Source organism: Streptomyces sp. TLI_053 (assembly GCF_900105395.1).
Taxonomy (GTDB): domain Bacteria; phylum Actinomycetota; class Actinomycetes; order Streptomycetales; family Streptomycetaceae; genus Kitasatospora.
Genome location: NZ_LT629775.1, coordinates 6,120,008 through 6,144,876, shown reverse-complemented (window position 1 = coordinate 6,144,876; position 24,869 = coordinate 6,120,008). Strand labels below are relative to the sequence as shown.

Below are 24,869 nucleotides of genomic sequence, written 5' to 3'. Positions count from 1 at the left end.
GTCCCGCCCTCCGCGTCGCCCGTCGAGGGCGACGCGGAGGGCGGGCGACACGGCGGTGAGGCGCTCAGCGGAGCACCCCGAAAGAGGAAGGAGCAATGACGGGCCCACCCGAGTCGATCTGGCCGTACCGGGTCAGTGCGAGTTCGAACGCCGTCGGCGCGACCCCGACGGCACCGTCGAACGAGCCGCCGAGCTGGAACACCACACTGACCGCGAAAGCCACCGAGGCCCCCACGAACACCATCAGCACCAGGTTGCGGCCGCTGGCGGTCAACGCGATCACCGGCGGCGTCGCCGGACGTCCGTCAGACCTCTCAACACATCTGCCTTTGCCGCGAGTTCGGACGGATCCTGGCTCCGCACCGCGTCCACCGAGGTCCTGATCCGGTCCGCCGCCACCCATGCCTCGGCACTGCCGTGGCCCCGACCCATCTGCGCCCACTCTCCCCCGATCTCTCCCCCGATCACTTGCCTGGTGCGGTCCCGCACCCGCTGCTGGACGACCGGCCGCTCCGGCTCGGGCAGCAACCGCGCCGCCCAGTTCACCTCGGTAAGGGCACGGGACTCCTCGTGGGTGTGCCGGCGGGCCGTGTTGAGCTGCTGCCAGGCCCCGGCGACGGCGAAGCCGGTGAAGAGCGCGAAGAAACCGAGCACCGCCGCGCCCGGTCCGCCCACGTCCCACGCCGCGGCCACCCGCGACGTCGCGGTCCGGCAGCAACACCTCGGAGCTCAGGGGATCACGATCACCGGGCGGTTGGCGCGGCGGGCGAGACGGCCGGAGACCGAGCCGAAGATCTTGCCGAGCAGGCCGTGGGTGGTGCCGACCACGATCGCGTCGGCGGCGAACTCCCGGCCGACCTCCTCGATCTCGTGGCAGATGTCGCCGCCCCGCTCGACCAGGATCCAGGGCACTCCGGAGAGGAAGTCCGCGCAGGCGAGTTCCAGGCCGAGCACCTCCGTCCGGTGGTCGGGGAGGTCCACGAAGACCGGCGGTTCGCACCCGGCCCACACCGTGGCGGGCAGCCGGTTGGCGACGTGCACGATCACCAGCCCGCACTGGGAGCGGCGGGCCATGCCCACCGCGTAGGCGAGGGCGCGCTCACTGGACAGCGATCCGTCGAAGCCCACCACCACACCGTGCTGGAAGGCGGGGTCACAGGACTTGGCGGGCGCTTCCCGGACGGCCGCCTCGCCGGCCGCGCCGGGCGGGCCGGCGATGTCCGGGCGGTCGGCGCCCGGTCCCGGCCGGCCGGTCACCGCGGGCTCCTGGGGGCCGGAACGCCGAGCGTCCCGCCGCTGGCGGGAGCCGGAACCGGAACGACCGCGGCGCGCGAGATTGCGAAGGGGTCGGAAACCACCGCTCCGGGCGTCCGCGCCCGGTTCCCCCGGTCGGGAGTGCTCAGAACCAGCCATGGCACAGGGCTCTTCGAAGGAGATGGGCCTACAGGAGAGGACAACGCTGCCCGAGCGGCAGGCCCGCCCACGGGAAGTCGTCGGTCTGCACCGAGCACCACCGTTTGTGACCTGTTCCTTTCAGAGTACGTCGGGCGGGGCGTACCGCCCAGCCACGCGGCCTCGGGGCGACACTCTTCCCGCGAACGAGGGATGCGCGTGCCGACGGCCGTGCGCCCCTTGTCCGAGCGCGAGAACGCCCCTCCGGCGAAGGAGGTTCCCTGGAGCTTGACTGAGCGGACCGGGTGGCGCAACAGGACTCCGGGACACCGTGACCGGACTGTCATGGATCGATGACGATCCGTCGCGGGCCCGTCACCGGGCAGTGAGACGGCTGGGATCGCCGCCCATCCGTGGGGCCGTGCGGAGCCGAACGGTCCCGGCACCCCGTTTCAGCCAATACGTACGGGTTCGCGACGGCGCCCGGCATTTGCCAGATGCATAGGCGCACCCGCTGGCACCATGCTCGACATGCCCCTGCTCCTGCTCGACCTCGACAACACGCTGCTCCCCAGGGACGCCGCATTCCGGGCCTGGGCTCAGGATTTCCTGCTCGAACGGGCCCTGCCGCCCACCGACGTCGAGTGGCTCGCCACCATCGACGGCGGCGGCTACGTGCCGCGCAGCACCGTACTGTCCGCCGCCCGCCGCCGCTACGGCCTGGACGAGTCGCTCGACCGGCTGCTCGCGCACTACCGGCGCGGTATCAACGCCCACATCCACTGCCCGGCGCGCAACCTCGACGCGTTGCGGGCCGCGCGCGCCGCCGGGTGGACGCTGGGCATCGTCAGCAACGGCAACACCGGGGCCCAGCTGGAGAAGATCCGGCGGACCGGCCTCGGACCGATGGTCGACGGCTGGGTGATCTCCGAGGAGGCCGACTGCCTCAAGCCGGACCCGTTGATCTTCGAGATCGCGGCGCAGCGGTGCGGCATCGCACCGACCGGGGACTGGGCCACGCACACCTGGATGGTCGGGGACCACGCCCCCGCCGACATCGCCGGCGCCGAGCTGGCCGGGCTGCGGAGCGTCTGGCTGCACCACGGCCGCCCCTGGGCCGAGCCCGGCTACCGTCCCACGCTCAAGGCGGCCGGTCTGCCGGAGGCCGTCGGACAGGTGCTGGCCGCCCGCGGTGCCCCGTCGCCCCGGCCGGCGGTTCGGGCCGGGGCCACCAGGTCGACCGGGGCCCGGCGCGGGGCGGTCGCGAGTGGGGCACTCGCGGGCGGTGCTCTCGCCACCGGGGCACTCGCCACCGGGACGGTCGCGGGCCGACCGGTCGTGCACGGAGTCGTCGCAAGCGGAGTCGCGCGCGGAGTCGTCGCGAGCGGGGCGCGGGGCGGAGCACCGGTGGAACCGGGACCGACGGCGCAGATCGGCGCGCACCACGGCGTGCAGTCCTTGCCGTCCGCCCCGGACGACGGGCATGCGCCTTCTGTCGCGCACACCGACGCCGATGCCCCGGCCGCCGCGGCGGCCGGATCCGCTGTCCGAAACCGGTCCGGCGGGTTTGCCCGGCAGCCCGACGGCCACTCCGGAGCGACGCCGCCGCCGGTCCCGCTCCCCGGCCGACCGTCGTCTCCGCCGGCTCCGGACGCCCCGATGCCGAGTCCGGCCCGCGCCGGGTAGCGCATCACGGGTCCCGGCGGCCCCCGGAGCCCATCAACCGTTCGAGCTCCCGACCGGACCCGCCGCCGGTCCACCGTCACCCGCCGGCCCGGGGGCGGCTCATCTCACCCTCAGTCAGCAGTTCGATCCGGAAGCGGTCGGGGGCCCGGCGCCGGGCCCGGGGGTCGCACCGGCGCCGGCCGGCCCGGTCGGCGCCGGCAGGCGGGGCGGGGCCCGGCCGGACCAGGTCCGCCGAGCGCCTTCCGACTGGAGGATCGGCACCGTCAGTTCCGGTTTCTGTACGGCCTGTTCGTGCACGGGCGGGACGATCCGAAGCCGACCCCGGCCGCACGCCGGCCCCCGCCCGGCCGTCACGGCCGGTCCGACGACCGCACGGGGCCGCCGCTGTTGGCCGGTTCGAGCCGGCGGCGATCTCCGCGGAAGCTCGGTGACGCGACGTCACCGGTTCCCGTTTCCCGGCCCGGGCACTGGCCGGATGAAGCCTGGGAGGCGCATGCTCCGGGGCTGTGCGCCCCTCATGTGCACCGCCTATTTTCGGTCAATCTCGCCCGAGTCCCCTGCCCTTGGGCAAATCCGCAGCCCAGGCGCACCGGCCGGGTACGTCGGAGCCGGACGCCCCAGGACCCGTCCCGCGACAACCAGCCACCGTTGCACCGACCCTCTTCCCAGAAGGGTCGACGGGTGCCACGCTTCGTGATCGAATGCATCACGCCAAATTGCCATGTCGACATAGCGTCGGATGGTGAACTTGTCACAACGGCAACGGTCCACCCGATAGATTCGATCTTGGCCAGCAGTGCCGCACCACCACACCACACCACCGAGGGGGCTTGAGCGCCTTGAGCAGGGTGAGCAGGAGCGACGCGGGTCCTGACAGCGGCCAGCCCGTGGCCGGCATCGTGGGTCGTTCCACGAGAGGCACCGGCTCCCAGGCCTCCACCGCCAACACCCGTCACTCCGGCACCGCCTCGTACCCCTCCTATTCCACTGCGGTCCCGACAGCCCCTGGCGCACCATCCGCACCAGGCGCACCGTCCGGTCCGGGCACACCGTCGGGCACGGGTTCCCCGTCCTTCCCGGTCACCCCGGAGCACGGCGGACGCCCCGTCGGTCGATCCGGCGTCAGCCACGGGGGCGGGTACGGAGCGGGTCCGGACGGCCGGGCCGGGGCGTCGGTTACCGGCCATTCCGGAAGTCACCAGGGCGGGCACCAGAACGGGCACCAGAGCAGCCACCAGAACGTCGGCGGCCACCCCGGCAACGGATACGGCCCCACCGGACCGGACGCCGGCTACGCGACCTTCGCCGCGACGGGCGCACCCGGCCAGGGCCTCGGCGCGGTCCCCCACGGCATGGTCGGCGCGGCCGCCGCCGCCGGGCTCCCCGCCGGTCCGCTCGGGCTCGGCGCCGCGGGACACGGCGCCGGCGGTCACGGCCCCGGCGGTCACGGGGGCACCGCGGCCGGTCTCAACGGCTCCTCGACGCCGGCGATGGCCTCCTCCCCGCGCAAGCTGTCCGGCCGTCGCCGCCGGGAGACCGTCGCCGTCCTGATCTTCGGCGGCGCACCGATCTTCGAGAGCTCGATCCCGCTCTCGGTCTTCGGCGTCGACCGCCAGGACGCCGGGGTGCCCCGGTACCGGCTGCTGGTCTGCGCCGGCGAGGAGGGCCCGCTCGCCACCACCGGCGGCCTCACCCTCTCGGCCCCCTACGGGCTGGAGGCGCTCGCCCGGGCGGGCACGATCGTGGTGCCGGCCTGGCGCTCGATCTCCCAGCCGCCGCCGGTCGAGGCGATCACCGCGCTGCGCAAGGCCCACCACGAGGGCGCGCGGATCATCGGCCTGTGCACCGGCGCGTTCGTCCTGGCCGCCGCCGGCCTGCTGGACGGCCGCCCGGCGACCACGCACTGGATGTACGCGCCGACCCTGGCCAAGCGCTACCCGCGGGTCCACGTGGACCCGCGCGAACTGTTCGTCGACGACGGCGACGTGCTGACCTCGGCCGGCACGGCCGCCGGGATCGACCTCTGCCTGCACGTGGTGCGCAGCGACCACGGCGCCGAGGCGGCCAACGCGCTCGCCCGCCGCCTGGTGGTGCCGAGCCGGCGCAGCGGCGGAGGACAGGCCCAGTACATCGATCAGTCTTTACCTGAGGAGATCGGCAACGACCCGCTGGCCGAGGTGGTCACCTGGGCGCTGGAGAACCTCAACCAGCAGTTCGACGTCGAGGTGCTGGCGGCCCGCGCCTACATGAGCCGACGCACCTTCGACCGCCGGTTCCGGACGCTGACCGGCAGCGCCCCGCTGCAGTGGCTGATCACCCAGCGGGTGCTGCAGGCGCAGCGGCTGCTGGAGACCTCGGAGCTGTCGGTGGACGATGTCGCGCGCCGGTGCGGCTTCCGCTCGCCGGTGGCGCTGCGCGGGCACTTCCGCCGTCAGCTCGGGGTCTCGCCGGCCGCGTACCGGACCAGCTACCGGGCCCGCCGGCCCGGCTCGTCGGCCCAGGTCCCGGCCGTGCCGGCGGGCGGTGACCTCCGGCCCACCGGTGCGATCGCCTCGGCGGCCGCCCTCGGCGGGACGGTGCCCGGCCAGCACGGCGCGCTCGGCGGGCATCCGACGCTCGGCGGCCACGGGCTGCCGGGCGGGCACGGTGCCGCGCCGGCCCCGGGCTTCCCGGGCGGGTCGGGCGGGTCGGGCGGCGCCGCGCACCCGGGCCAGCACGGGCAGCCGTCCGGCCAGGGCGTCCACGCGCGGGCCGGGCAGCCGTACCCGCACCAGGCGGCCGGACACCAGGCGCACCCCGGGCAGCCGGGGGCCGGGCGCGGTCCGGCGCGGCCGCCGATCGTCCCGGCCCAGCCGGGTCCCGGCGCGGGCCGGCCGCCCCGGACGGCGGAGCACGCCGCCGCCGAGGACGGGCTCCCGCAGCCGGGGGCGCGCGGTCAGGGCCAGGGGCACCGGAGTACGGCCGACCGGCCGCAGGACGAGTCCCCGGCGGGTGGCTCCGGCCGGGCGCACGGCGCACCCGGCGGGCGTCTGCCGGCCGCTGCCCCGGGCGCGACGGCGGAGGCCCGGGCCCGGCAGGCCCGGGCGGGTCAGCTGCGCCCGCAGGTCGGCCGGAGCACCTCGGCCGAGACCAGGGAGCCCCGAGAGGCGCGTCCCGCCCGGGACGGCCGACCGGTGCACCCGGGCGGCCACCCCGGCCGGGACCCGAGGGACGCCCGGGACGCCCGCGAGGTGCGGGAGGCGGACGGCCGCACGCCGGACGAGCACGGTTCCGAGGGTTACGCCCCGGCGCCCCGCTCGGCTCCATCGGTGCCCGCGGCGCGTGATCGCGCCGTAGGGTGAGTGGCGTGAATGACCGTTTGGTATGGATCGACTGTGAAATGACAGGCCTCGACCTCGACCGGGACGCCCTGGTCGAGGTCGCGGCGCTGGTGACGGACTCCGAGCTGAACATCCTCGGCGAGGGTGTGGACGTCATCGTCCGCCCGCCGGCGGAGGCGCTGGCGAACATGCCGGACGTGGTGCGGGCGATGCACACCTCGTCCGGGCTGCTGGACGAGCTGGAGCACGGCGTCACCCTGGCGGAGGCGGAGGCGCTGGTGCTCGCCTATGTGCGCGAGCACGCGCCGGAGGCCGGGCGCACGCCGCTGTGCGGGAACTCGGTGGCCACCGACCGGGGCTTCCTGAGCCGGGACATGCCGGCCCTGGAGGGGCACCTGCACTACCGGATCGTGGACGTCTCCTCGATCAAGGAGCTGGCCCGCCGCTGGTACCCGAAGGCGTACTACAACAGCCCGCAGAAGGGCGGGAACCACCGCGCGCTCGCCGACATCCGCGAGAGCATCGACGAACTGCGCTACTACCGCGAGGCGGTGTTCGTCGCCCAGCCCGGCCCGGACACCGACACCGCGCGCGCGATCGCCGAGAAGTTCCAGCCCCCGGCGGGCTGACCCACCGGCCGCGGCCCGTCCCGGTCGGACGTCCGGACACCCGGAGGTCCGACCGGAGCGGGCGAGCGGAAACCCTGGCGCGAGCACCCTTCCGGATCCTGTAGAGTTCTTCTTGTCGGAGCGGGAACGCCGAAAAGCGCGAACGGTCCGGACTGATGGTGGGTGTAGCTCAGTTGGTAGAGCACCTGGTTGTGGTCCAGGTGGCCGCGGGTTCGAGTCCCGTCACTCACCCCATGACCCCGGGGGTCGGTTTCGTCAAGAGACCGGCCCCCGGGGCTTTTTCGCGTTCCCTCACATCCACGGCGAGGCCGGGGGCTGTGCGACGCGGACCGCACCGTGGCCCGCGTCTCATCTTTTTCCCCGGTCACAGGCCTGCCGCCGAAAGCTACCGGCTAGTAACGTTGCCGCCATGACGACACCTTCGATCGGCCAGCTGCTCGACTCCACCGTGCCGATGGCGCGGACCCTCAAGCTGGAGTACCTGGAGACCTCCCCCGAGCGTGCCGTGCTCCGGCTGCCGGACCAGCCCGAGTACCACAACCACGTGGGCGGCCCGCACGCCGGCGCGATGTTCACCCTCGCCGAGTCGGCCAGCGGCTGCATCGTCCTGGCCGCGTTCGGCGACCAGCTCTCGCGCGCGGTGCCGCTCGCGGTGAGCGCCGAGATCGCCTACAAGAAGCTCGCCATGGGCGTCGTCACGGCCACCGCGGTGCTCGGCCGGCCCGCCGCCGAGATCGTCGCCGAGCTGGACAAGGGCGAGCGCCCCGAGTTCCCGGTGACCGTCGAGATCACCCGCGCCGACGGCGCCGTGACCGGCGTCATGACGGTGATCTGGACGCTGCGTCCGAACTCCTGAGCACCGGCACCACCTGACCGCCGGGCCGGGAACGGGCCCGGCGGACACCGGAGGCGAGCACGGCGGACGCACCGCACGGGCGGGGGCGGCGCGGATCGCGATGACCGTCCGTGACGGTGCGGCCGTGACCTCACGGCCCGTCCGCTCGTTGTCGATCCACGTGCGAGCCAATCACGCGACCAGTGGCCCGGAACCCGCCCGACGGCCCGTCGGCGGCCGGTGGCGGTCGGCCGGGTGGCGTACGGCCGGTCTGCGGACGGCCCGGGGGTGGTTGCCGGGCCCCCGGGCCGTGGCGGCCGGCGGGGCCCTGCTCGCGCAGCTCTGGGGGTTCGGCGCCCCCGGCGCCTGTGCGGTCGGCACCGAGGCGCTCCCGGAACCCGCCAGCCGGACCGTCGGCCGGACGCTGTCCGGCGGCGGGACACCGGCCGCAGGAGCGTCGGCCGGACCGTCGACCGAGCACCCGGGCGGAGTCCGGGGCGGTGGCTCCGCGGACGGCGGTACGCCCGGCACCGCGCCCGGTCCGGGGCCGACGCCCGCTCCCAGGCTCCCGTCCGGCTCACCCGGCCCCTCCCCCGCTCCCGGCCCGGATCCCGGGCCGGCCCTGCCGGGACAGGACCCGACCGCCGGACTGATCGACCGGATCACCGGCCCGGCTCCCACGGACGCGTCCGGGGCGGACGGCACGAGCACCGGCCTCACCACCGGCGGCGCCGTACCCGAACTGGACGGCGCGACAGCCGTCGTCGGCAGCGCGCTCCAGGACCGGATCCGGGCCGGCGGGCTCCCGCTGCCGGGGCAACGGGCGGCCGTGCCGGACGCGTTCGCGATCGCCTCCGGACTGCTCGGCACGGTGCCCGCCCAGGCCCGCCCGGCCGAGGCGCGCGCGACCCGCGGCGAGGCGGCCGACGGTCCGGCCGACGGCTCCGCCCGGACCGGCGGGAGCGCCGGAACCGGGCGGTCCGACGGCGACCAGCGCCACCCCGCCGCCCCGCCCCCGGCTCCCGCCCCGTCGGACCGGCCCCAGTACCCCGCCCCCGGGCATCCGGGCAGCACCGGTACCGGCGGCACCCCGGCGGCCGGACCCGCACCCGGTCGGCCCGCCGGCGGCACCCCGGCGTTGGCCGAGGCCGCCCCGGCCACCCCTCGGGCCACCACCACGACGGCCGTGGTCACCGTCGCACACGATGCCGCGGGCACCGCGACCGCCGTCCTGGCCCCGATCGCGGCCGGGCTGGCCCTGACCGCCGCCGCGATGTACAAGCACCGGGGCCTGCCGAAGGGGCACTGAGCACGGCCGCCGGGGCCAGGACCGGGGCCGGGGCCAGGACTGCAGGACGCCCCGCGCCCCGAGCACCGCCCCCCGGCCCGTGCCGGTCAGCGCCCGGGGGCCGCTCCGGTCAAGTGCAGGGTGAGGACCGGCAGTTCCCGGCCCGGGATGGAGCCGGACGCGACGGTACCGGTACGGACCGCACCCACGGCCAGGTAGAACGGCTCGGCGTTCGGGTCGGACTCGACGACGATCCGACTGAAGCCCAGGGCAGCGGCCTCCGCGCACAGGTGCTCCACCAGTCGGCGGCCGATCCCCCGGCCGACGGCGTCCGGTTCGACGAAGAGCATGTCCATCTCACCCTCCGGCGGCACCCCGGTGAGGGTGACGAAACCCAGCACCCGGCCGTCGTCCTCGGCGACGGTTGTGCGGTCGGCCTCGATCTGCCCGGGATCCAGGGTGAGTTCGGCCCGGCAGGCTTCCATGAAGGCGGCGTCGTAGCCGAGATGGGCCTTGGATCGCAGGGCCAGCGCACTGAGTGCCGCCGCCTCGCTCGGTCGGGCCGGTCGGATCGGCATGACGTGCGCCCCTCCTGGTCGGGTCGGCGCGACCGGGTCCGCGCCGCGCCGGTCCCATTCTCGGCGGCCCGACGGCGCGACGGCCAATTGGGCGTCAGGCCAACTGTGCGCCAAGCCAATTGGACATCGGACCAACTGTGCGGAACAGCCAATTGGGCATCAGGCCAATTGAACGTCAGCCAAATTGGCCGTCCGACCAATAAAGCGTCGCGCGGCCAGAAGCCGGGCCGGACCGCCGGCCTCGCCCCGGCCCGACCCAACCCGGCCCGGCCCGGCCCGGCCGAACAGGAGGGCGGCAACAACCCGTCCGGCAACGCCGCCGCGCCCTACCGGAAGACACCCGGAGGCGGAGCCGGGGACGGAGCGGCGGCAGCGTCCGTCACCGGAGCCGCCCCGGCGGCGAAGTCGGCCAGGGCACGGCCGTGCTCGACCCGGCCGATGGCCGCGTCGGAGGCCACCCGGCGGGTGAGGTCGGCCAGCGGGAGCGGGGTGTGCGCGGCGGCCAGGATCAGATTGCCGAACCGCTTGCCCCGCAGCACCGCCGGGTCGGCGACCAGGCAGAGTTCGGGGAAGACGGCACCCAGGGTGGCCACCTGGGAACGGGCGAACGCCAGCGTCGAGCCGTCGGCGATGTTGACGGCGTACCAGCCGCCGGGGGCCAGGGCGCGCGCGGCCAGCGTCGTGAACTCGACGGTGGTGCAGTGGGCGGGCACCCGGGCGCCGGAGAAGACGTCGGCGATCACCAGGTCCACGCCGCCCTCTGGGGTGCGCTCCAGCACGGCGCGGGCGTCGGCGCCGCGCACCTTGACCTGCCAGCCGCGCTCCAGCGGGAGTTCGGTGCGGACCAGGTCGGTGAGCGCGGTGTCGATCTCCGCGACCTGCTGGCGCGAGCGCGGTCGGGTGGCGGCGACGTAGCGGGCCAGGGTGAGGGCGCCGCCGCCGAGATGGAGGACGGTGAGCGGACGGCCGGGCGGGGCGACCAGGTCGACCAGGTGGCCGAGCCGGCGCTGGTACTCGAAGCCCAGGTGGGTCGGGTCGGCGAGGTCCACCAGCGACTGCGGCGCGCCGTCGACCAGCAGGGACCAGGCGGCGGGGCGGTCACGGTCGGGACGGAGCTCGGCGAAGCCGGAGTCGACGGCACGGGTGAGCGGCCCCTGCGCGTGGGTGCGGCCCCCGGGGCCGGTGGCGGCCGGGTCGTCCGCGGCGGCGGTGCGGCCCCGCTCCGTGGTGCGGCCGGCTCGGTTGCTTCGTCCCATACCGGCCATTATCGCCGCCCCTCGGCACGGTCGGCAGCGACCCCGGCGCCGACGGCAGCGCCCCGGCAAGGGTCGGCATCACCCCAGGAACGGTCGGCAACGCCCCCGGAACGATCGGCAACAGCTTCAGAACGGGCAGCGAGCGGCCCGGAACCCGGAACGGACGACGGCGGCCTCAGAACGGCCCGAGGCCGCCCGCGGTGAGGGTGCAGGCGGCCTCGCAGAGCGCCGAGCGGAGGACCCAGGCGTCGGTGGGACGGGCGGCGCAGTCGGCGCCGGCCGGGGGCATCACCCAGCGCGGGTCCGTGGCGGGCGGCAGCTGGGCACCCGCGGTACAGGAGCTGCCGGGAAGGTGCCAGGTCGCCGAGGTCCCGGCCGGGACGAGGAAGGAGACCGTGGCGCCGTTGCGGCTCTGCAGGACGGCACCGCAGGCCCGCCGCAGGCGCAGGATGTCGACCGCCTCCAGCCCGTGCCGCAGGGCGACGGTCACGGTGTCGTGGGCGGCGGCCGGGACGCGGTCCCGGTCGCCGGCCGGACGGCGGGAGGGGCCGCCGCCGGACAGCGGCCGGGCGGAGCCGCGGTCGTCGGCGGACTCGGGCAGCAGGGCGGGGGCGGCGGCGGCCGGCATTCCTCCGGCGACCAGGCGGCGGTACTGCGGTACTCCAGTGGCCGGCATCGGCCCTCCTGTCACCTCGTCGGGGGTGGAAGCCGCGCCGCCCGGCATGGGGGGTGCCGCTGGGGCTGCCACCGGGGGGTGCGGCAGGGACGGCGGACGGGGCTTCCACGTAACAGCACAACGCCGGGCGGGCCCCGGAGGCCACGGGGCGCCCTACAGCAAGGCATGGCATTTCATGGCGGATCCCGGCAACTATGCCCGGTTTGCCCGCAATTGGTGGCACATCATCCCCCAACGCACTGTGGCCGAGCGGTGACTCCGGGTACTGTCGTGCCGCGCCCGGCAGTCCGTCGGGCCACCGACAACGCCCCGGCGGACCCGTTCGCGGCCGGGCGCCCCGCGCCCCACCGCCGCCCGACCCCGCACCACCACCCCGCACCACCACGGAGCGCACCATGGCAGCCACCCCACCGGCCGAGCCGAACCGCCCGTCGCCCAACACCGTGATGCGCGCCCTGCGCGGCGACCGCTCACCGGGCGAGTTCGCCATGACGGTGCGCCGGGCGGCCCGGGAGATCGGCGAGCACGTCTCCTGCGACGCGCGGTACGTCGGACGGGTCGAGTCCGGCGAGATCCGCTGCCCCAACTACGCGTACGAGCGGGTGTTCCGGCACATGTGGCCGGAACGGTCGCTCGCCGAACTGGGCTTCGCCCCCCGTACCGCCGTCCGGCGCCGCTCGACGGACGGCGGCACGGGGGGCGGGGGCGACGGCCGCTCCCGGCCCGACGGCACGACCGCCCCCGAACGGGAACCCGGGCCGGACCCCGGACACCGCCCGGGCCGGTCCGCCGCACCGGACGGCGGACCGCCACCGCTCCTCCACCCCCCGTTCCCGCCCCTGCCCGCCCCCCGCTCTCCGCTCTCCACCCGACTCCCGTACGCTGCCTGGCCGTACGCGGAACCGCCCGCACCGGAAGGGCCCCCGGTACCGCGGTCCGCGACGGCGCCCGGGGGGTCCGCCGAACCGCACCATCCCGACGAGGAGAACGACGACGTGCGTCGCCGTACGTTCCTGGCCGGCGGCCCCGCCGCGCTGGCCACCGTGATCGGCATCGACCGGCCCGCCCCGGCCGCCGCAGCCGCCGCGGCCGATGCCCCCCGCACGGCGGGCGGCCACCCGGTCCCGGGCCCCCGCCCCGGCGACGGCGTCGTCCCCGCCGATCGCGTCGCCCCCGGCAACGGCTTCGTGCCCGGCCGGCCCCGAGCCGTCCCGCCGCCCCGCAAGGTAGGCACGGCCGAGGTGCTGGGCGTCGAACAGGCCGTCCGGGACATCCGGTTGGCCGACGACGCGCACGGCGCCGACGCGCTGTTCGAGCAGGCGGGCCGCTCACTGCGGGCCGCCTACGTCCTGCTCGACGCGTGCGAGTACTCCACCGAGACCGAGCGCAGGCTCCAGGCCGGCGCCGGTGAACTGGCCGTCTCGGTCGGCTGGTTGGCCCACGACTCGAACCGGCTCGCGGACGCCCGCTCGTACTACGCCGAGGCGCTGGCCACCGCGCGGATGGCCGGGGACGCCGCGCTGGAGGCGCACGTCTTCTGCAACAGCGCCTTCCTCGCCCGCGACGCCGGCCGGCCCCGGGAGGCGCTGCGCGCGGCCCAGGCCGGGCAGTCCGCCGCCCGGGAGCTCGGCTCGGACCGGCTGCTCGCCCTGCTCGCGATGCGCGAGGCCGGCGGCTGGGCGCTGCTGCAGGACCGCGCCGCCTGCGAGCGGGCGGTCACCCGGGCCTGCCGGCACTTCGACCGGGGCCCGTCCGGGACCGACCCGGAGTGGATGTCCTTCTTCGGCGAGGCCGAACTCGCCGGGCTGCAGGCCCAGTGCTGGTCCGCCCTCGGGGACTGGGAGCGGGCGAGCGAGCGGGCCGGGCTGGCCATAGCGCTCCAGCAGCCGCACTTCGTCCGCAACCGGGTGCTGTACACCGCCGAACTCGCCCACGACCGGCTCGGCCGCGGTGATCTGGCGGGCGCGGCCGAGCACGGCTCGGCCGCCGTGGCACTGTTCGACGACGTGCGCTCGGCGCGGATCCGCTCGATGCTCGCGGACACCGCGCAGCGGCTGCGGCAGCACCGGCGGGTGCCGGAGGTCGGGCGCTTCCTGGACGCGTACGGCGCGGCGACGGCGGCCGCCTGACACCCGGCCCGCCCCCCGCGCCCCGGCCCGGCCCGGCCCGCCGTCCGCCACCCCCGCGGACCGGAGCGACGCACCAGAACGACGGACCAGCACGACGGACCTGAGCGAGGACCGGGACGACGGACCGGGACGACGGACCGCCCGGGCCGCTGCCCGGGATCAGGACCCGTGCGTGAGGGTCTCCAGGTGGCCCTGGTCGTTCCAGAGCTCGACCGCCGGGGCTCCGTACTCCCAGGAGAGGATGCAGAGCGCGGCCGTGCCGAGCTTGAACCGCTGGGCGAACTCGGGCGGCAGGCCCAGCCAGCGGGCGGTCAGGATGCGCAGCAGGTGACCGTGGGCGAAGAGCACCACGTCGCGGTCGGCGCAGTGCATGACGGTGGTGTCCGGCTCCGGCACGCCGTGCTCGTCGTTGAGGTCGGCGAGCAGGGCGTCGACCCGGGCGGCGACGTCGGAGAGCTTCTCGCCGCCGGGGACGCCGTCGCGCCAGATCAGCCAGCCGGGGTGGTCGGCGGCGCGGATGTCGGCGCCGGTGCGGCCCTCGTAGCTGCCGTAGTCCCACTCCATGAGCTCGGGGCGTTCGACCGCCCGGTCGCCGAGTCCGGCCAGCGCGCAGGTCTCCTTGGCGCGGTCGAGCGGACTGGTGAACACGAGGGCGTCGGGCAGGCCGTTCCAGGGCGCCGCGGCGAGGCGGACGCCGAGCGCCCTGGCCATGGCGCGGCCCTCCTCGGTGAGCGGGATGTCGGTGCGACCGGTGTGGCGGCCGGTCGCCGACCATTCGGTCTCACCGTGGCGGACCAGCAGGATTCGGGCGGGCATGGCAGGCTCCTCGCGATCGGGGCGGGTGTCGACGTCGGCCTCGCCATCGAGCACCGGCTTCCATGATCCCCCACCGGCGGGACGCCCACGATCCCGGCCTCCGGCTCCCGCGCCGTCGGGTCCGGCGCCGGGTCCGGCAGCGGACCCGACGGCCGCCCGTCGGCCGCCCGACAACCGCCCGACAACCGCCCGACGACCGCTCCTCCGTCGCCCGACGGCCGCCCGTTCGCCCCCCTGGTGACCGCCCCTCCGTCCCCCCGGTGCCCGCCCGTTCGTCACCAACGGCCGGTTCCGGCCGGATTGTCGGAGCCGGATGCGACACTGGGCCGCACCATGAACGTCTCGACGAACGCCCCGCTCCGCGGGCCGGCGGAGCCGCTCGCCCAGCGGCTCGCCGAGCTGCGCGGACCGGCGCCGCAGCGCAGTCTGAACGCCCGCGCCCTCGCCGCCCTGGCCGCCAATCCCGGGTGCCACCGCCGCGCCGTACTGGACGCGGCCGGGGTGGACAAGACGGCGCTGGCCGCCCGTCTCGGCCGCCCCGCCCCCTTCGGCCGGTCTCCGCTCGCACTGGCGCGCGGCGTCGTGTTCGAGGCCCGGCTGAAGGAGAACGGCTACGCGGCGCTGCTGGAGCCGCTGCGCCGCCGGCTCGGGCCGGCCGGAGAGGACGGCCCGCTGCTCGTGCCGGACCTGCTGCGCTCCTCCGGTCCGGCCGTGCGGGCCGACCGGACGGCGGCGGCACTGGCGGAGGCGGCCGCCGAGGAGCACGCCTGGACACTCCTGGACCATCCGCTGCTGCGGCTGGACGTGGCCGGCTCGACCGCCTACCTGGAGCCGGACGCCGTCGTGGTGCACGGCGGCCGCTGCACCGTGGTCGAGATCAAGTCCTTCCCGGTGCTGGACGGCACCGCCGACCCGGGCAAGGTGGGCGCCGCCGCCCGGCAGGCGGCGGTCTACGTGCTGGCGCTCCAGGAGGCCGCGGCGGCACTGGCGGGGCGGACGGTGGATCCCGACCCCTACGCCGAGCAGCGGCTGCCGGGCAGCCCCCGGACGACCGTACTGCTCGTCTGCCCGGAGGACTTCGGCAGCCGGCCGACCGCCGTGCCGGTGGACGTCCGCCGCGAGCTGGCGACCACCCGCCGCCAGCTGAGCCGGATGACCGGCATCGAGCGGCTGCTGGCGGTGCTGCCGCCGGGGGCGGACTTCGACCTCTCCCCCGACGCGGACGGCGCCCCCGTCCGCTCCGCCGAGGAGCTGGAGAAGACGGTCGGGACGGTCCCGGCCGCGTACAGCCCGGACTGCCTGTCGACCTGCGAACTCGGCTTCCACTGCCGGGCCCAGGCCCGCTGCGGCGACCGGGTCGAGCAGCTCGGCCGGGGTGTCCGGGGGGAGCTGGGCAGCATCCGCACGGTGGGCGAGGCCCTGGCGGTGGCCCGGACCGGGCCCGTCGGCGACGGCGGCCGCCCCGGCGGCGAGCACGACGACAGCGACCACGACGACAACCAGGACAACGAGGACCGCCGCAACGAGGACAGCGACGACGGCAGCGACGACGGCAGCGGCGCCGACGAGGCCGCGGCCCGGCTGGCGTACGCCGCCGCCCTGCGCGCCGAGGCGCTCGGCCGCCCCCACCCGGCCGGCCCGGAGGGCGGGCGATGAGCCTGCTGACCACCCTGGCCCGGCTGGAGGCCGTCCGCGGCGGCCGGGCCGAGCCGCTGGCCACCGTCCGCCACCGGCACCTGTCGGAGCGCCCGATGGTGCTCGTCCCGCTGACCTCCGCCGGTGAGGACGGCGCCCCGCTGGCCGTGCTGCTCGGCACCGACCGGGACGCGCCGGCGCTGCACATCGTGCCGCAGCCGCTCAACCGCACGCTGCGCTCCGAGTTCCTGGCCGACCTGGCCGCCGACCTGCTGCCCTACCTGGAGTCCTTCGGCGACGAGGTCGAGCTGATCGAGGGCTCCGAGAAGGACCCGGAGACCGGTGAGAAGTCCCCGGTGGTCCGCGAGCTGTGCGCGGACGCCCCGCAGCTGGTCGTGCCGAACACCGGCGGTGTGCGCCACCTGGCGCTGCTCGGCCGCTCGACCCGGTTCCGCCACACCGCCGAGGACGAGGACCCGGGCCCGTTCCCGGCCCCGGCCCGGGTGCCGCTGCTCGGCCGCTGGCTGACCCACTTGGCCGAGCGTTCGGCCGTGCCCGGGTCCAGCCTGCTGCTGCCGATGACCGGGCTGCTCGCGCGGCACTGGGCCACCGGCCAGAGCCACCTCGAGGACCAGCACCTGGCCGCCCTGCTGGCCTGGCACGCCCCGCCCGAGGGGCAGACCGGCGCGGAGGCGGCCGAACGGGCCGAGACCGAGCGCAACGCCGAGGGCCGGCTGGTCCGCCCGCCGGCCGGTCCGACCACCGACCCGGTGTTCGACACCAAGGTGCTCGCCCCGGCGATCGCCCGCTACGACGCGGCCGCGACGGCCCTGCGCGAGGCCGAGGGCCCCGGCGGCGGGGACGTCGCGGCGGCCGCGGAGGCCGTCCGGGTCTCCGTCGACCGGCTGCGCGCCGTGCTGCGCGCGGAACTGCTGCCCGCCTGGCACGACGTCTGGCACGGCCTGGACCTGCTGCGGGCGCTGCCCCCGGCCGGCCACCTGGCCGAGCGCTGGACCGGCGACCGCTGGTCGTACACCGGCCACCGGGACCGGCTGGCGGCCGGGGAGCCCCCGCAGCCCCGGGTCGACGACGCCGTGACGGCCGCCCGCAAGCTCGCCCAGCGCGAGCGCGAGCAGACCCGGCTGGACGTCCAGGAGGCGCTGGACGACCCGCTGGCGATGGCCGAGCACCGGCTCTCCGGGGAGGCGTTCAGCGGAGTGGTGACCGAGGTGGTGCCGGACTACGACACCACCGGCCGCTCCCCCAAGCCGCGCCCGCTGGTGACGGTGCGCACCGGCGACCGCCCGCACGCCGACGCGGGCCGGGAGGTGCACCGGGTCCGGGCCGCGCCGGGTCCCGAGGCGGGGCCGGCGCCCGCTGCGCAGAAGGCGGTGATCGCCGCCGTCGACCCGGAGGCGGGCACCGTCACCGTGCGGGTGCTGTCCGGCATGGGGCGGAAGAAGGAGCCCGAGCCGGGGAGCCTGCCCGAGCCGGGCGAGCGGGTGACCTTCACCCTGTTCGAGCTGACGGTCCGGCAGGCCGCGCCGCTGCCCGATCCGGACGACACCCCGTGGACGCACGGCGGCCCGCCCGGGGCCGTCGTCACCGTGCTGCCGGCCGGCGCCGGCACCGACCCCGCCGCCGGCGCCGACAGCGGCGCCGCCGAGGACTGGGAGTGATCCGGCCGATGAGCAGCACCGAGCAGTCCTCCCGACCGTCCGACCCCGGCGACCCGGTCCCCGGCGCGGCCGCCGCCGACCTCGCCGACCCGGCCGATCTCGCCGACCCGACCCCCGGCGCGGCCGCCGACGCCGCGGTGGCCCGGATCCTGGAGGCGACCGTCCGCCCGGCCGTCGGCGCGCCGCGCGGCGTCGTCGTGGACTCGCCGCCCGGGGCCGGAAAGTCGACCCTGGTGGTGCGCGCCGCCCGGGAGCTGGTGGCCGCCGGGGAGCGGCTGATGATCGTCGCCCAGACCAACGGCCAGGTGGACGACCTGGTCGACCGGCTGGCCGCCAAGGCCCCCGACCTGACGATCGGCCGGCTGCACGCGGCGGACGCCCGCCCGGGCCCCGAGGTGCTGCGCCACGCCAACGTGACGCCCTCGGACAAGGTCGCCGAGCTCGCCGAACTGGACGTGGTGATCTCCACCTCGGCCAAGTGGCAGTGGGTGCGGGCCGAGCAGCCGTGGCGGCACGCGATCGTCGACGAGGCGTACCAGATGCGCTCGGACGCGCTGCTGGCCGTGGCCCGGCTGTTCGAGCGGGCGCTGTTCGTCGGCGACCCGGGCCAGCTGGACCCGTTCACGGTGGTCGGCACCGAGCAGTGGGCGGGCCTGTCCTACGACCCCTCGGGCAGCGCGGTGGTCACCCTGCTCGCGCACAACCCGCAGATCCGGCCGCACCGGCTGCCGGTGTCCTGGCGGCTGCCGGCCAGCGCGGCGCCGCTGATCTCCGGCGCGTTCTACCCGTTCACACCGTTCCGGTCGGGCACCGGGCCCGGGGACCGGCGGCTGACCGCGGCGGTGCGGCCGGACGGTTCGGCCCTGGACGCGGCGATCGACCGGGCGGCCGAGCACGGCTGGGCCCTGCTGGAGCTGCCCGCCCGGCACACCGTGCGCACCGATCCGCAGGCGGTCGCGGCGGTCGCGGCGACGGTGCGGCGGCTGCTGGACCGGGGGCTGACCGCCCACTCCGAGCAGGGGTCGGCACCGCTCACGGCGGACCGGGTCGCGGTCGGCACGGCCCACCGGGACCAGGCGGCGGCCGTCCGGGCGGCGCTGGTCAAGGTCGGGGTGCCGGTGGACGGGGCGGCCGGCCCGGCGGTGACGGTGGACACCGCGAACCGGTTGCAGGGCCGGGAGTACGACGTCACGGTGGTGCTGCACCCGCTCTCCGGGAGGCCGGACGCGACGGCGTTCCATCTGGAGACCGGCCGGCTGTGCGTGCTCGCCTCCCGGCACCGGCACGCCTGCATCGTGGTGGCCCGGGCCGGGATCGCGGAGCTGCTGGACGAGCATCCGGCCACCGAACCGGTGCAGTTGGGTGTTCCGGTCGCCTTCCCCGACGGCTGGGAGGCCAATCACCGGGTGCTGCACCACCTGTCCGGGCACCGGGTGCGGCTGGGACGCTCCTGAGGCGCGGCGGCCCGGCCCGTCCGGCGCCGCCGAAGGGGTGCGGCCGGGGTGCGGCCAGGGTGCGGGCGGTCCTCGCCGAGGCACGGTGTGCCGACGACGGGCTGCCGTCGGGCCCGCTGCGGGCCTACTGCGCGCCCGCTGCGGGCCGACGGCGGCCGCACGGTGGACGCACGCCCCCGGCGCGTCCGACGGGAATAGCGCCCGGACGCGCACCGTTCCGTTACCGGCCGCCGGCGCGAGACAATGGACGACGGCCACGACCGGGCGGCGCCCGTCCCGAGCAGCCGTCGCCCGCCCCCATCGAGCACCCGGAGGTGTCCGTCCATGCCCGACTCCCAGGCGCAGGCGTCCGACCCGAGCGGCCCCGCCGCGGCGGCCGGTCCCGGTGCGGGCGCCGGTGCGGCGCCCGGCCGGCGGCAGCGTCCGGTGCAGCTGCTGTTCGAGCCGCAGGCCGACGAACCGGAGCCGGAACGGTTCTTCGACCTGGAGTCGATCGACGACCCGGCCGAGCTGCTGCGCCGCTCCACCGAGCTGGCCCTGGCCTTCCGGGCCGCCGCCGAGCGGGCGACCGACTTCCAGGCGGTCGCGGCCGCGCAGCTGGCGGATCCGCGCCGCTTCGACGCGCTGCCCGAGGCCGAGATCGCGTCCCGGGCCGACTGGACCCCGGACTACGCGGCCAAGATGATCGAGTACGGCCGCAGCCTGCTCCGGCCCAGGCGGCACGAGGACTGACCCGACCCGGGCGACCACGAGGACCGACCCGGCCCGGGAGGCCACGCGGGCACCCGGTCCCGGCGGCCGTCCGCTCCCGCACCGCCGCAGTCGGCGTCCGACGCCCCTGGCATATGCCGGAGGAAGCGGAAGGGTACGCCCGTGCCCGCCCCGCTGTCCGGCGAACCGGAGTTTCCCTCCCGGCCACGGACCGGACACCCCAGGCTGCTGTCCGTGGACATCTGGACCTATCAGTCGGTGGAGTACGTGACCGTGGCCGGGGAGGCCTGGCTCGCCTCCGCCAGCGAGTACCCCCGCAGCATGCGCGCCCTCTGGGAGTCCCGGCCGTGGGCGCCCTCGGTACTGCCCTGCGGCCGGGCCTTCGACGTGATCAGCATGCCGTCGCTGTTCGGCCGCCGGGTGCTGGACGAGCTGTGGGCGTCCGGTCCCGGCTGCGGGCCCGTGGCGGTCTTCCGGGGGCGGACCCTGCTGTTCGTGCAGCCCGGCGCGGCCCCCCGGCTGCGCCGCCTGCTGGCCTGGGAGGAGTGGGCCCGGGACGTGCCGCCGCTGCTCTGCCACGGCAAGGGCGACACCGTGACCGTGCCGCCGGTGCAGCGGATGCTGAACAGCCCGGACTCGCCCGGTCTGGGGGCCGGGCGGTGGATCGTCGCCCCGGAGAGCCGGGAGCCCTGGCTGCCGGGCGCCTCCGTCGTCCTCTGGGCCTGCGTCCGGGCGGCCCGCGAGCCGGTCGGCGCGGTCTGACCGTCGACGCCGGCCCGGACCCCGGGAGAACGGCCCGGAACGCAACGGCCCGGACCACAACGGCCCGGAACACGCGACCCGGAACACGCGACCCGGAACACGGCCCGCAACGGCCGCCCGGGAGGTGCGGGTATTCGATTTTGGCCGGACCGCGCCCCGCTGCTAGAGTCCTCTCTGTCAGCAGGCGCCGCTAGCTCAGTTGGTTAGAGCAGCTGACTCTTAATCAGCGGGTCCGGGGTTCGAGTCCCTGGCGGCGCACAGACAGCCGAAGGCCCCCTCGCAGCAGCGAGGGGGCCTTCGGCGTTCCCGCGCACTCCTCGGGACGTCGCCGGACGGCGACCGGGCCGCCGCCCGCCGGAGCGGACGACGGCCCGGGAGATCCGGCCGCGGGAGTCGGCTCAGCGGCCGCGCAGCTCCCGGTAGCGGGCCACCAGCGCGGCGGTGGAGCTGTCCAGCCGCTCCGCGCCCTCACCGGTCAGCAGCACCGGCTCGATCCGCTTGGCGAGCACCTTCCCCAGCTCGACGCCCCACTGGTCGAAGGAGTCGATGTTCCAGATCGCGCCCTGCACGAACACCTTGTGCTCGTAGAGGGCGACCAGCTGGCCGAGCACCGAAGGGGTCAGTGCGCGGGCCAGCACCGTGGTGGTCGGGTGGTTGCCCCGGAAGGTCTTGTGCGGGACCAGCTCGGCCGGCACGCCCTCGGCGGCGACCTCCTCCGGCGTCTTCCCGAAGGCCAGCGCCTGGGTCTGGGCGAAGAAGTTGGCGAGCAGCAGGTCGTGCTGGGCGACCAGGCCCGGCAGCAGGTCGGCGACCGGCTCGGCGAAGCCGATGAAGTCCGCCGGGATCACCTTGGTGCCCTGGTGCAGCAGCTGGTAGTAGGCGTGCTGGCCGTTGGTGCCGGGGGTGCCCCAGACCACCGGGCCGGTCTGCCAGCTCACCGGCTTGCCGTCGCGGTCCACCGACTTGCCGTTGGACTCCATGTCGAGCTGCTGGAGGTAGGCGGTGAACTTCGACAGGTAGTGCGAGTACGGCAGCACCGCGTGCGCCTGGGCGTCGAAGAAGGCGCCGTACCAGACCCCGAGCAGACCGAGCAGCAGCGGGACGTTCTCCTCCGGCGGGGCGGTGCGGAAGTGCTCGTCGACCAGGTGGAAGCCGTCGAGCATCTCCCGGAACGCGTCCGGGCCGATGGCGATCATCAGCGAGAGGCCGATCGCCGAGTCGTAGGAGTAGCGGCCGCCGACCCAGTCCCAGAACTCGAACATGTTGGCGGTGTCGATGCCGAAGTCCGCGACGCCCTCGGCGTTGGTGGAGAGCGCGACGAAGTGCTTGGCGACCGCTTCGGTTCCGGCGCCCAGCTCGGCGAGCAGCCAGTTCCTGGCCGAGACCGCGTTGGTGATGGTCTCGATGGTGGTGAAGGTCTTGGACGCGACGACGAACAGCGTCTCGGCGGCGTCCAGGTCGCGAACGGCCTCGTGCAGGTCGGCGCCGTCGACGTTGGAGACGAAGCGGACGTCGAGGTCGCGCCGGCTGAAGGAGCGCAGCACCTCGTGGGCCATCGCCGGGCCGAGGTCGGAGCCGCCGATGCCGATGTTGACGACGGCGCGGATCCGCTTCCCGGTGTGGCCGCGCCACTCGCCGCCGCGGACCTGCTCGGCGAAGGCGGCCATCTTGTCCAGCACCGCGTGCACGGCGGGGACGACGTTCTCGCCGTCGACCTCGATCACGGCGTCGCGCGGGGCGCGCAGCGCGGTGTGCAGGACGGCGCGGTCCTCAGTGGTATTGATCCGGTCGCCGCGGAACATCGCGTCCCGCAGGGCGGCGACACCGGTGGCCGAGGCGAGTTCGCGCAGCAGCGCCAGCGTCTCGTCGGTGACGAGCTGCTTGGCGTAGTCGACGTGCAGGTCGCCGACCTGGAGGGTGTAGCGGCGGCCGCGCTCCGGGTCGGCGGCGAACAGCTCGCGCAGGTGCGTGTCGCCGAACTCCTCCCGGTGCTTGGCGAGGGCGGCCCACTCCGGGGTGCGATCCAGCGGGGTACGGGCGTCGGCGCGGGTCTCCGACATCGGTGGCTCCTCGTTTCCTCGGGTGCGGATACCGGCAGGACCGGGCGGGAGGGTTGTCGCGCGGCCGTGCGAGTCCTGGGGGGTGCGCCGACTCCGTTGACGGCCTTGCCCGGGATCAGCCTATGCAACGCCGGGGGCCCCGGCGCACATTCCGTTCGTCGGCGTCCGGTCGGGGTTCCCGCTGTTCGGGCGGGCTTCGCGGGGTGTCCGTCCGGCCGTCACGGCCCGTCCGTCCGACCCGCCGTGGGGTCGCCCGGACGGACGGCTCGTGAGGACGCCCGGACGGACGGCTCGTGAGGCCACGCGGACGGACGGGCCGTGAAGACGCGCGGACAGATCCGCCGCGGGCCTCCCGTACGGACGGGTCGTCACTTCCGTTCGGACCGCAGGTCGAGGCCGCGCAGCACCCGGTCGACGAGTTCCGGGTCGGCGCCGGGCTCGGCGCGGGCGACCAGCATCTCGCGCCGGGAGGCGGCGATCATCTCCTGTTCGACGCTGTGCGCCGCGCGCCACTGGGCGAGCCGCAGCTTGGCCTCGCTGGCCTCCTCCTCGGCGTAGTTCTCGGGGCAGAGCCGGGCCAGCCGGTCGTGCTGACGGTCCCGCAGGCGGTCGGCGACCTCGGCGGGCAGCTTGTCGGCCTCCTCCAGTTCGCCGAGCCGGCGCAGTCCGGCCTTGGCCGCCCGCCACCACAGCAGCCGGACCTCCTGCTCGTGCCGGTCGTGGTCGATGTCGAGGTGCAGCCGTTTGGCCATCCAGGGCAGGGTGAGGCCCTGGACCAGCAGGGTGAAGAGCACCACGCTGAAGGCGATGAAGACCAGTCGGCCGCGCTCCGGGAAGGGCTCGCCGGTGTCGACGGTGAGCGGGATCGCGAGGGCCAGCGCGACGGTGGCGACCCCGCGCATCCCGGACCACCAGAGCACCACGCTCTCCTGCCAGCTGATCGGGGTGTCCTCCTCGGAGTCGGCCCGCAGCCGCCGGGAGAGCCAGCCGGCCGGGAGCAGCCAGAGCAGCCGGACCACCACCACGACGGCGATCACCACGGCGGCGTCGCCGAGCATGCCGGTCCAGCCGGATCCGGCCTCCTTGAGCACGGTGGCGAGTTCGAGGCCGATCAGGCCGAAGGCGAAGCCGGTGATGAGGATCTCGACGATCTCCCAGAAGGCGTTGCCGACCAGCCGGTAGGCGACGGCGTCGGCGTCGGCGGCCCGTTCGGCGAGGTAGAGGCCGCAGACGACGACGGCGAGCACGCCGGAGCCGTGGATCTCCTCGGCCAGACTGTAGGCGGCGAAGGGCACCAGCAGGTTCAGCGCGACCTGCTGGGTGGGGTCCTCCAGGTAGGAGGCGAGCTTGGTGTTGGCCCAGCCGAGGGCGACGCCGATGACGACCGCGAGCACGGCCGAGAGCACGAAGCGCAGCACGGCGTCACCGCCGGAGAAGTCGCCGCCGACCACGGCGTCGATGGCGAGCGAGTAGACGACGATCGCGGTGACGTCGTTGAACAGGCCCTCGCTCTCCAGGATGGCGACCAGCCGGCGGGGCAGTCCGACGCTGCCGGCCACCGCGACGGCGGCGACCGGGTCGGGCGGGGAGACCAGGGCGCCGACCGCGATCGCGGCGGCGATCGGCAGGCCGGGCAGCAGCCAGTGCACGGTGCCGGCGACGACCACGGTGGTGACCACGACCAGGGCGACGGCGAGCAGCAGGATGGAGCGGATGTTGGCCTTGAAGTAGCGGACCGAGGAGCGCCGGGCGACAGCGAAGATCAGCGGCGGCAGGACCAGCGGCAGGATCAGCTCGGGTTCGATCGCGATGTCCGGGATCTGCGGGATCAGCGCCATGGCGATGCCGAGCAGGGTCATCAGGACCGGCTGCGGCACCCCGGTCCGGCGGGCCAGCGGCATGGTCACCACGGAGGCGAGCAGCACCAGGAAGAGCAGGGGCAGCTGGCCCACGGGGAGGTCCT

The 24,869-nt window shown here is 75.8% G+C and carries 19 protein-coding genes, 2 tRNA genes and 1 pseudogene; 13 read left to right on the top strand and 9 right to left on the bottom strand.

What is annotated here, in order from left to right; translation table 11 throughout:
* Positions 1–64: 64 nt before the first annotated feature.
* Genes BLU95_RS25405 through BLU95_RS25395 form a run of 3 tightly spaced genes read right to left on the bottom strand, consistent with a single transcriptional unit; the run spans position 65 to position 1,218 of the window.
* A complete protein-coding gene (locus BLU95_RS25405) occupies positions 65–274 on the bottom strand; it encodes a hypothetical protein (RefSeq protein WP_159424993.1) in 210 nt (69 codons plus the stop codon).
* Positions 275–279: 5 nt separating this feature from the next.
* Positions 280–675: a bestrophin-like domain gene (locus BLU95_RS25400; protein ID WP_159424992.1), complete on the bottom strand. Its 396-nt coding sequence runs from the start codon at positions 673–675 to the stop codon at positions 280–282.
* Between the two features lie 54 nt (positions 676–729).
* Positions 730–1,218, bottom strand: coding sequence for a universal stress protein (locus BLU95_RS25395; RefSeq protein ID WP_093865116.1), 489 nt, complete (start codon positions 1,216–1,218; stop codon positions 730–732).
* Between the two features lie 705 nt (positions 1,219–1,923).
* On the opposite strand from BLU95_RS25395, the gene BLU95_RS25390 reads away from it, so the two are divergent.
* The 6 genes and pseudogenes from BLU95_RS25390 to BLU95_RS25365 all read left to right on the top strand — a co-directional run bounded on the left by BLU95_RS25390 (position 1,924) and on the right by BLU95_RS25365 (position 9,171).
* Positions 1,924–3,078, top strand: a complete 1,155-nt coding sequence (locus BLU95_RS25390) for an HAD family hydrolase (RefSeq protein ID WP_093865115.1) — start codon at positions 1,924–1,926, stop codon at positions 3,076–3,078.
* Positions 3,079–4,568: 1,490 nt separating this feature from the next.
* Positions 4,569–5,561: pseudogene (locus BLU95_RS25385) on the top strand (helix-turn-helix domain-containing protein); the annotation flags it as partial.
* A gap of 863 nt (positions 5,562–6,424) precedes the next feature.
* Positions 6,425–7,027: an oligoribonuclease gene (gene orn, locus BLU95_RS25380; RefSeq protein ID WP_078880011.1), complete on the top strand. Its 603-nt coding sequence runs from the start codon at positions 6,425–6,427 to the stop codon at positions 7,025–7,027.
* A 158-nt stretch (positions 7,028–7,185) separates the two neighbouring features.
* Positions 7,186–7,261: transfer RNA gene (locus tag BLU95_RS25375), tRNA-His, on the top strand.
* A gap of 175 nt (positions 7,262–7,436) precedes the next feature.
* A complete protein-coding gene (locus BLU95_RS25370; RefSeq protein WP_030394133.1) occupies positions 7,437–7,883 on the top strand; it encodes a DUF4442 domain-containing protein in 447 nt (148 codons plus the stop codon).
* Positions 7,884–8,154: 271 nt separating this feature from the next.
* Positions 8,155–9,171: a hypothetical protein gene (locus BLU95_RS25365; protein ID WP_159424991.1), complete on the top strand. Its 1,017-nt coding sequence runs from the start codon at positions 8,155–8,157 to the stop codon at positions 9,169–9,171.
* An 86-nt stretch (positions 9,172–9,257) separates the two neighbouring features.
* On the opposite strand, the gene BLU95_RS25360 is transcribed toward BLU95_RS25365, so the two are convergent.
* The 3 genes from BLU95_RS25360 to BLU95_RS44350 form a co-directional block, all read right to left on the bottom strand.
* Positions 9,258–9,728 carry a GNAT family N-acetyltransferase gene (locus tag BLU95_RS25360; RefSeq protein WP_093862018.1) on the bottom strand — a complete coding sequence of 157 codons (471 nt, stop codon included), beginning with the start codon at positions 9,726–9,728 and terminating at the stop codon, positions 9,258–9,260.
* Between the two features lie 326 nt (positions 9,729–10,054).
* Positions 10,055–10,984, bottom strand: a complete 930-nt coding sequence (locus tag BLU95_RS25355; protein ID WP_502689743.1) for a spermidine synthase — start codon at positions 10,982–10,984, stop codon at positions 10,055–10,057.
* A gap of 175 nt (positions 10,985–11,159) precedes the next feature.
* Positions 11,160–11,660, bottom strand: coding sequence for a hypothetical protein (locus tag BLU95_RS44350; RefSeq protein WP_231977779.1), 501 nt, complete (start codon positions 11,658–11,660; stop codon positions 11,160–11,162).
* A 395-nt stretch (positions 11,661–12,055) separates the two neighbouring features.
* On the opposite strand from BLU95_RS44350, the gene BLU95_RS44345 reads away from it, so the two are divergent.
* Positions 12,056–13,789 (top strand): NsdA family TPR-like regulatory protein, encoded by a 1,734-nt coding sequence (locus BLU95_RS44345; protein WP_231977778.1) that lies wholly within the window; start codon positions 12,056–12,058, stop codon positions 13,787–13,789.
* Between the two features lie 159 nt (positions 13,790–13,948).
* Here BLU95_RS44345 and BLU95_RS25335 read toward each other — a convergent pair whose 3' ends face one another.
* Positions 13,949–14,605: a histidine phosphatase family protein gene (locus BLU95_RS25335; protein ID WP_093862016.1), complete on the bottom strand. Its 657-nt coding sequence runs from the start codon at positions 14,603–14,605 to the stop codon at positions 13,949–13,951.
* Positions 14,606–14,938: 333 nt separating this feature from the next.
* On the opposite strand from BLU95_RS25335, the gene BLU95_RS25330 reads away from it, so the two are divergent.
* The 6 genes from BLU95_RS25330 (at position 14,939) to BLU95_RS25305 (ending at position 21,104) form a co-directional block, all read left to right on the top strand.
* Complete coding sequence (locus tag BLU95_RS25330; protein WP_093862015.1) at positions 14,939–16,261, top strand: hypothetical protein; 1,323 nt, start codon at positions 14,939–14,941, stop codon at positions 16,259–16,261.
* Complete coding sequence (locus BLU95_RS25325; RefSeq protein ID WP_231977777.1) at positions 16,258–17,919, top strand: hypothetical protein; 1,662 nt, start codon at positions 16,258–16,260, stop codon at positions 17,917–17,919. The genes BLU95_RS25330 and BLU95_RS25325 overlap by 4 nt, the downstream gene beginning before the upstream one ends.
* Before the next feature lie 8 nt (positions 17,920–17,927).
* A complete protein-coding gene (locus BLU95_RS25320) occupies positions 17,928–19,373 on the top strand; it encodes an AAA family ATPase (protein ID WP_093865113.1) in 1,446 nt (481 codons plus the stop codon).
* Between the two features lie 324 nt (positions 19,374–19,697).
* The gene (locus tag BLU95_RS25315; protein ID WP_231977776.1) at positions 19,698–20,105 is read left to right on the top strand and encodes a DUF8844 domain-containing protein; all 408 of its coding nucleotides are present in this window, start codon (positions 19,698–19,700) and stop codon (positions 20,103–20,105) included.
* Positions 20,106–20,318: 213 nt separating this feature from the next.
* Positions 20,319–20,846: a bifunctional DNA primase/polymerase gene (locus tag BLU95_RS25310; protein ID WP_231977775.1), complete on the top strand. Its 528-nt coding sequence runs from the start codon at positions 20,319–20,321 to the stop codon at positions 20,844–20,846.
* 184 nt (positions 20,847–21,030) lie between these two features.
* Positions 21,031–21,104: transfer RNA gene (locus BLU95_RS25305), tRNA-Lys, on the top strand.
* A 140-nt stretch (positions 21,105–21,244) separates the two neighbouring features.
* Here the strand turns inward: BLU95_RS25305 and pgi are convergent.
* Together pgi and BLU95_RS25295 are read right to left on the bottom strand one after the other, a co-directional pair.
* Positions 21,245–22,906, bottom strand: a complete 1,662-nt coding sequence (gene pgi / locus BLU95_RS25300; protein ID WP_093862013.1) for a glucose-6-phosphate isomerase — start codon at positions 22,904–22,906, stop codon at positions 21,245–21,247.
* A 368-nt stretch (positions 22,907–23,274) separates the two neighbouring features.
* A complete protein-coding gene (locus tag BLU95_RS25295; protein ID WP_173862115.1) occupies positions 23,275–24,858 on the bottom strand; it encodes a Na+/H+ antiporter in 1,584 nt (527 codons plus the stop codon).
* Positions 24,859–24,869: the final 11 nt, after the last annotated feature.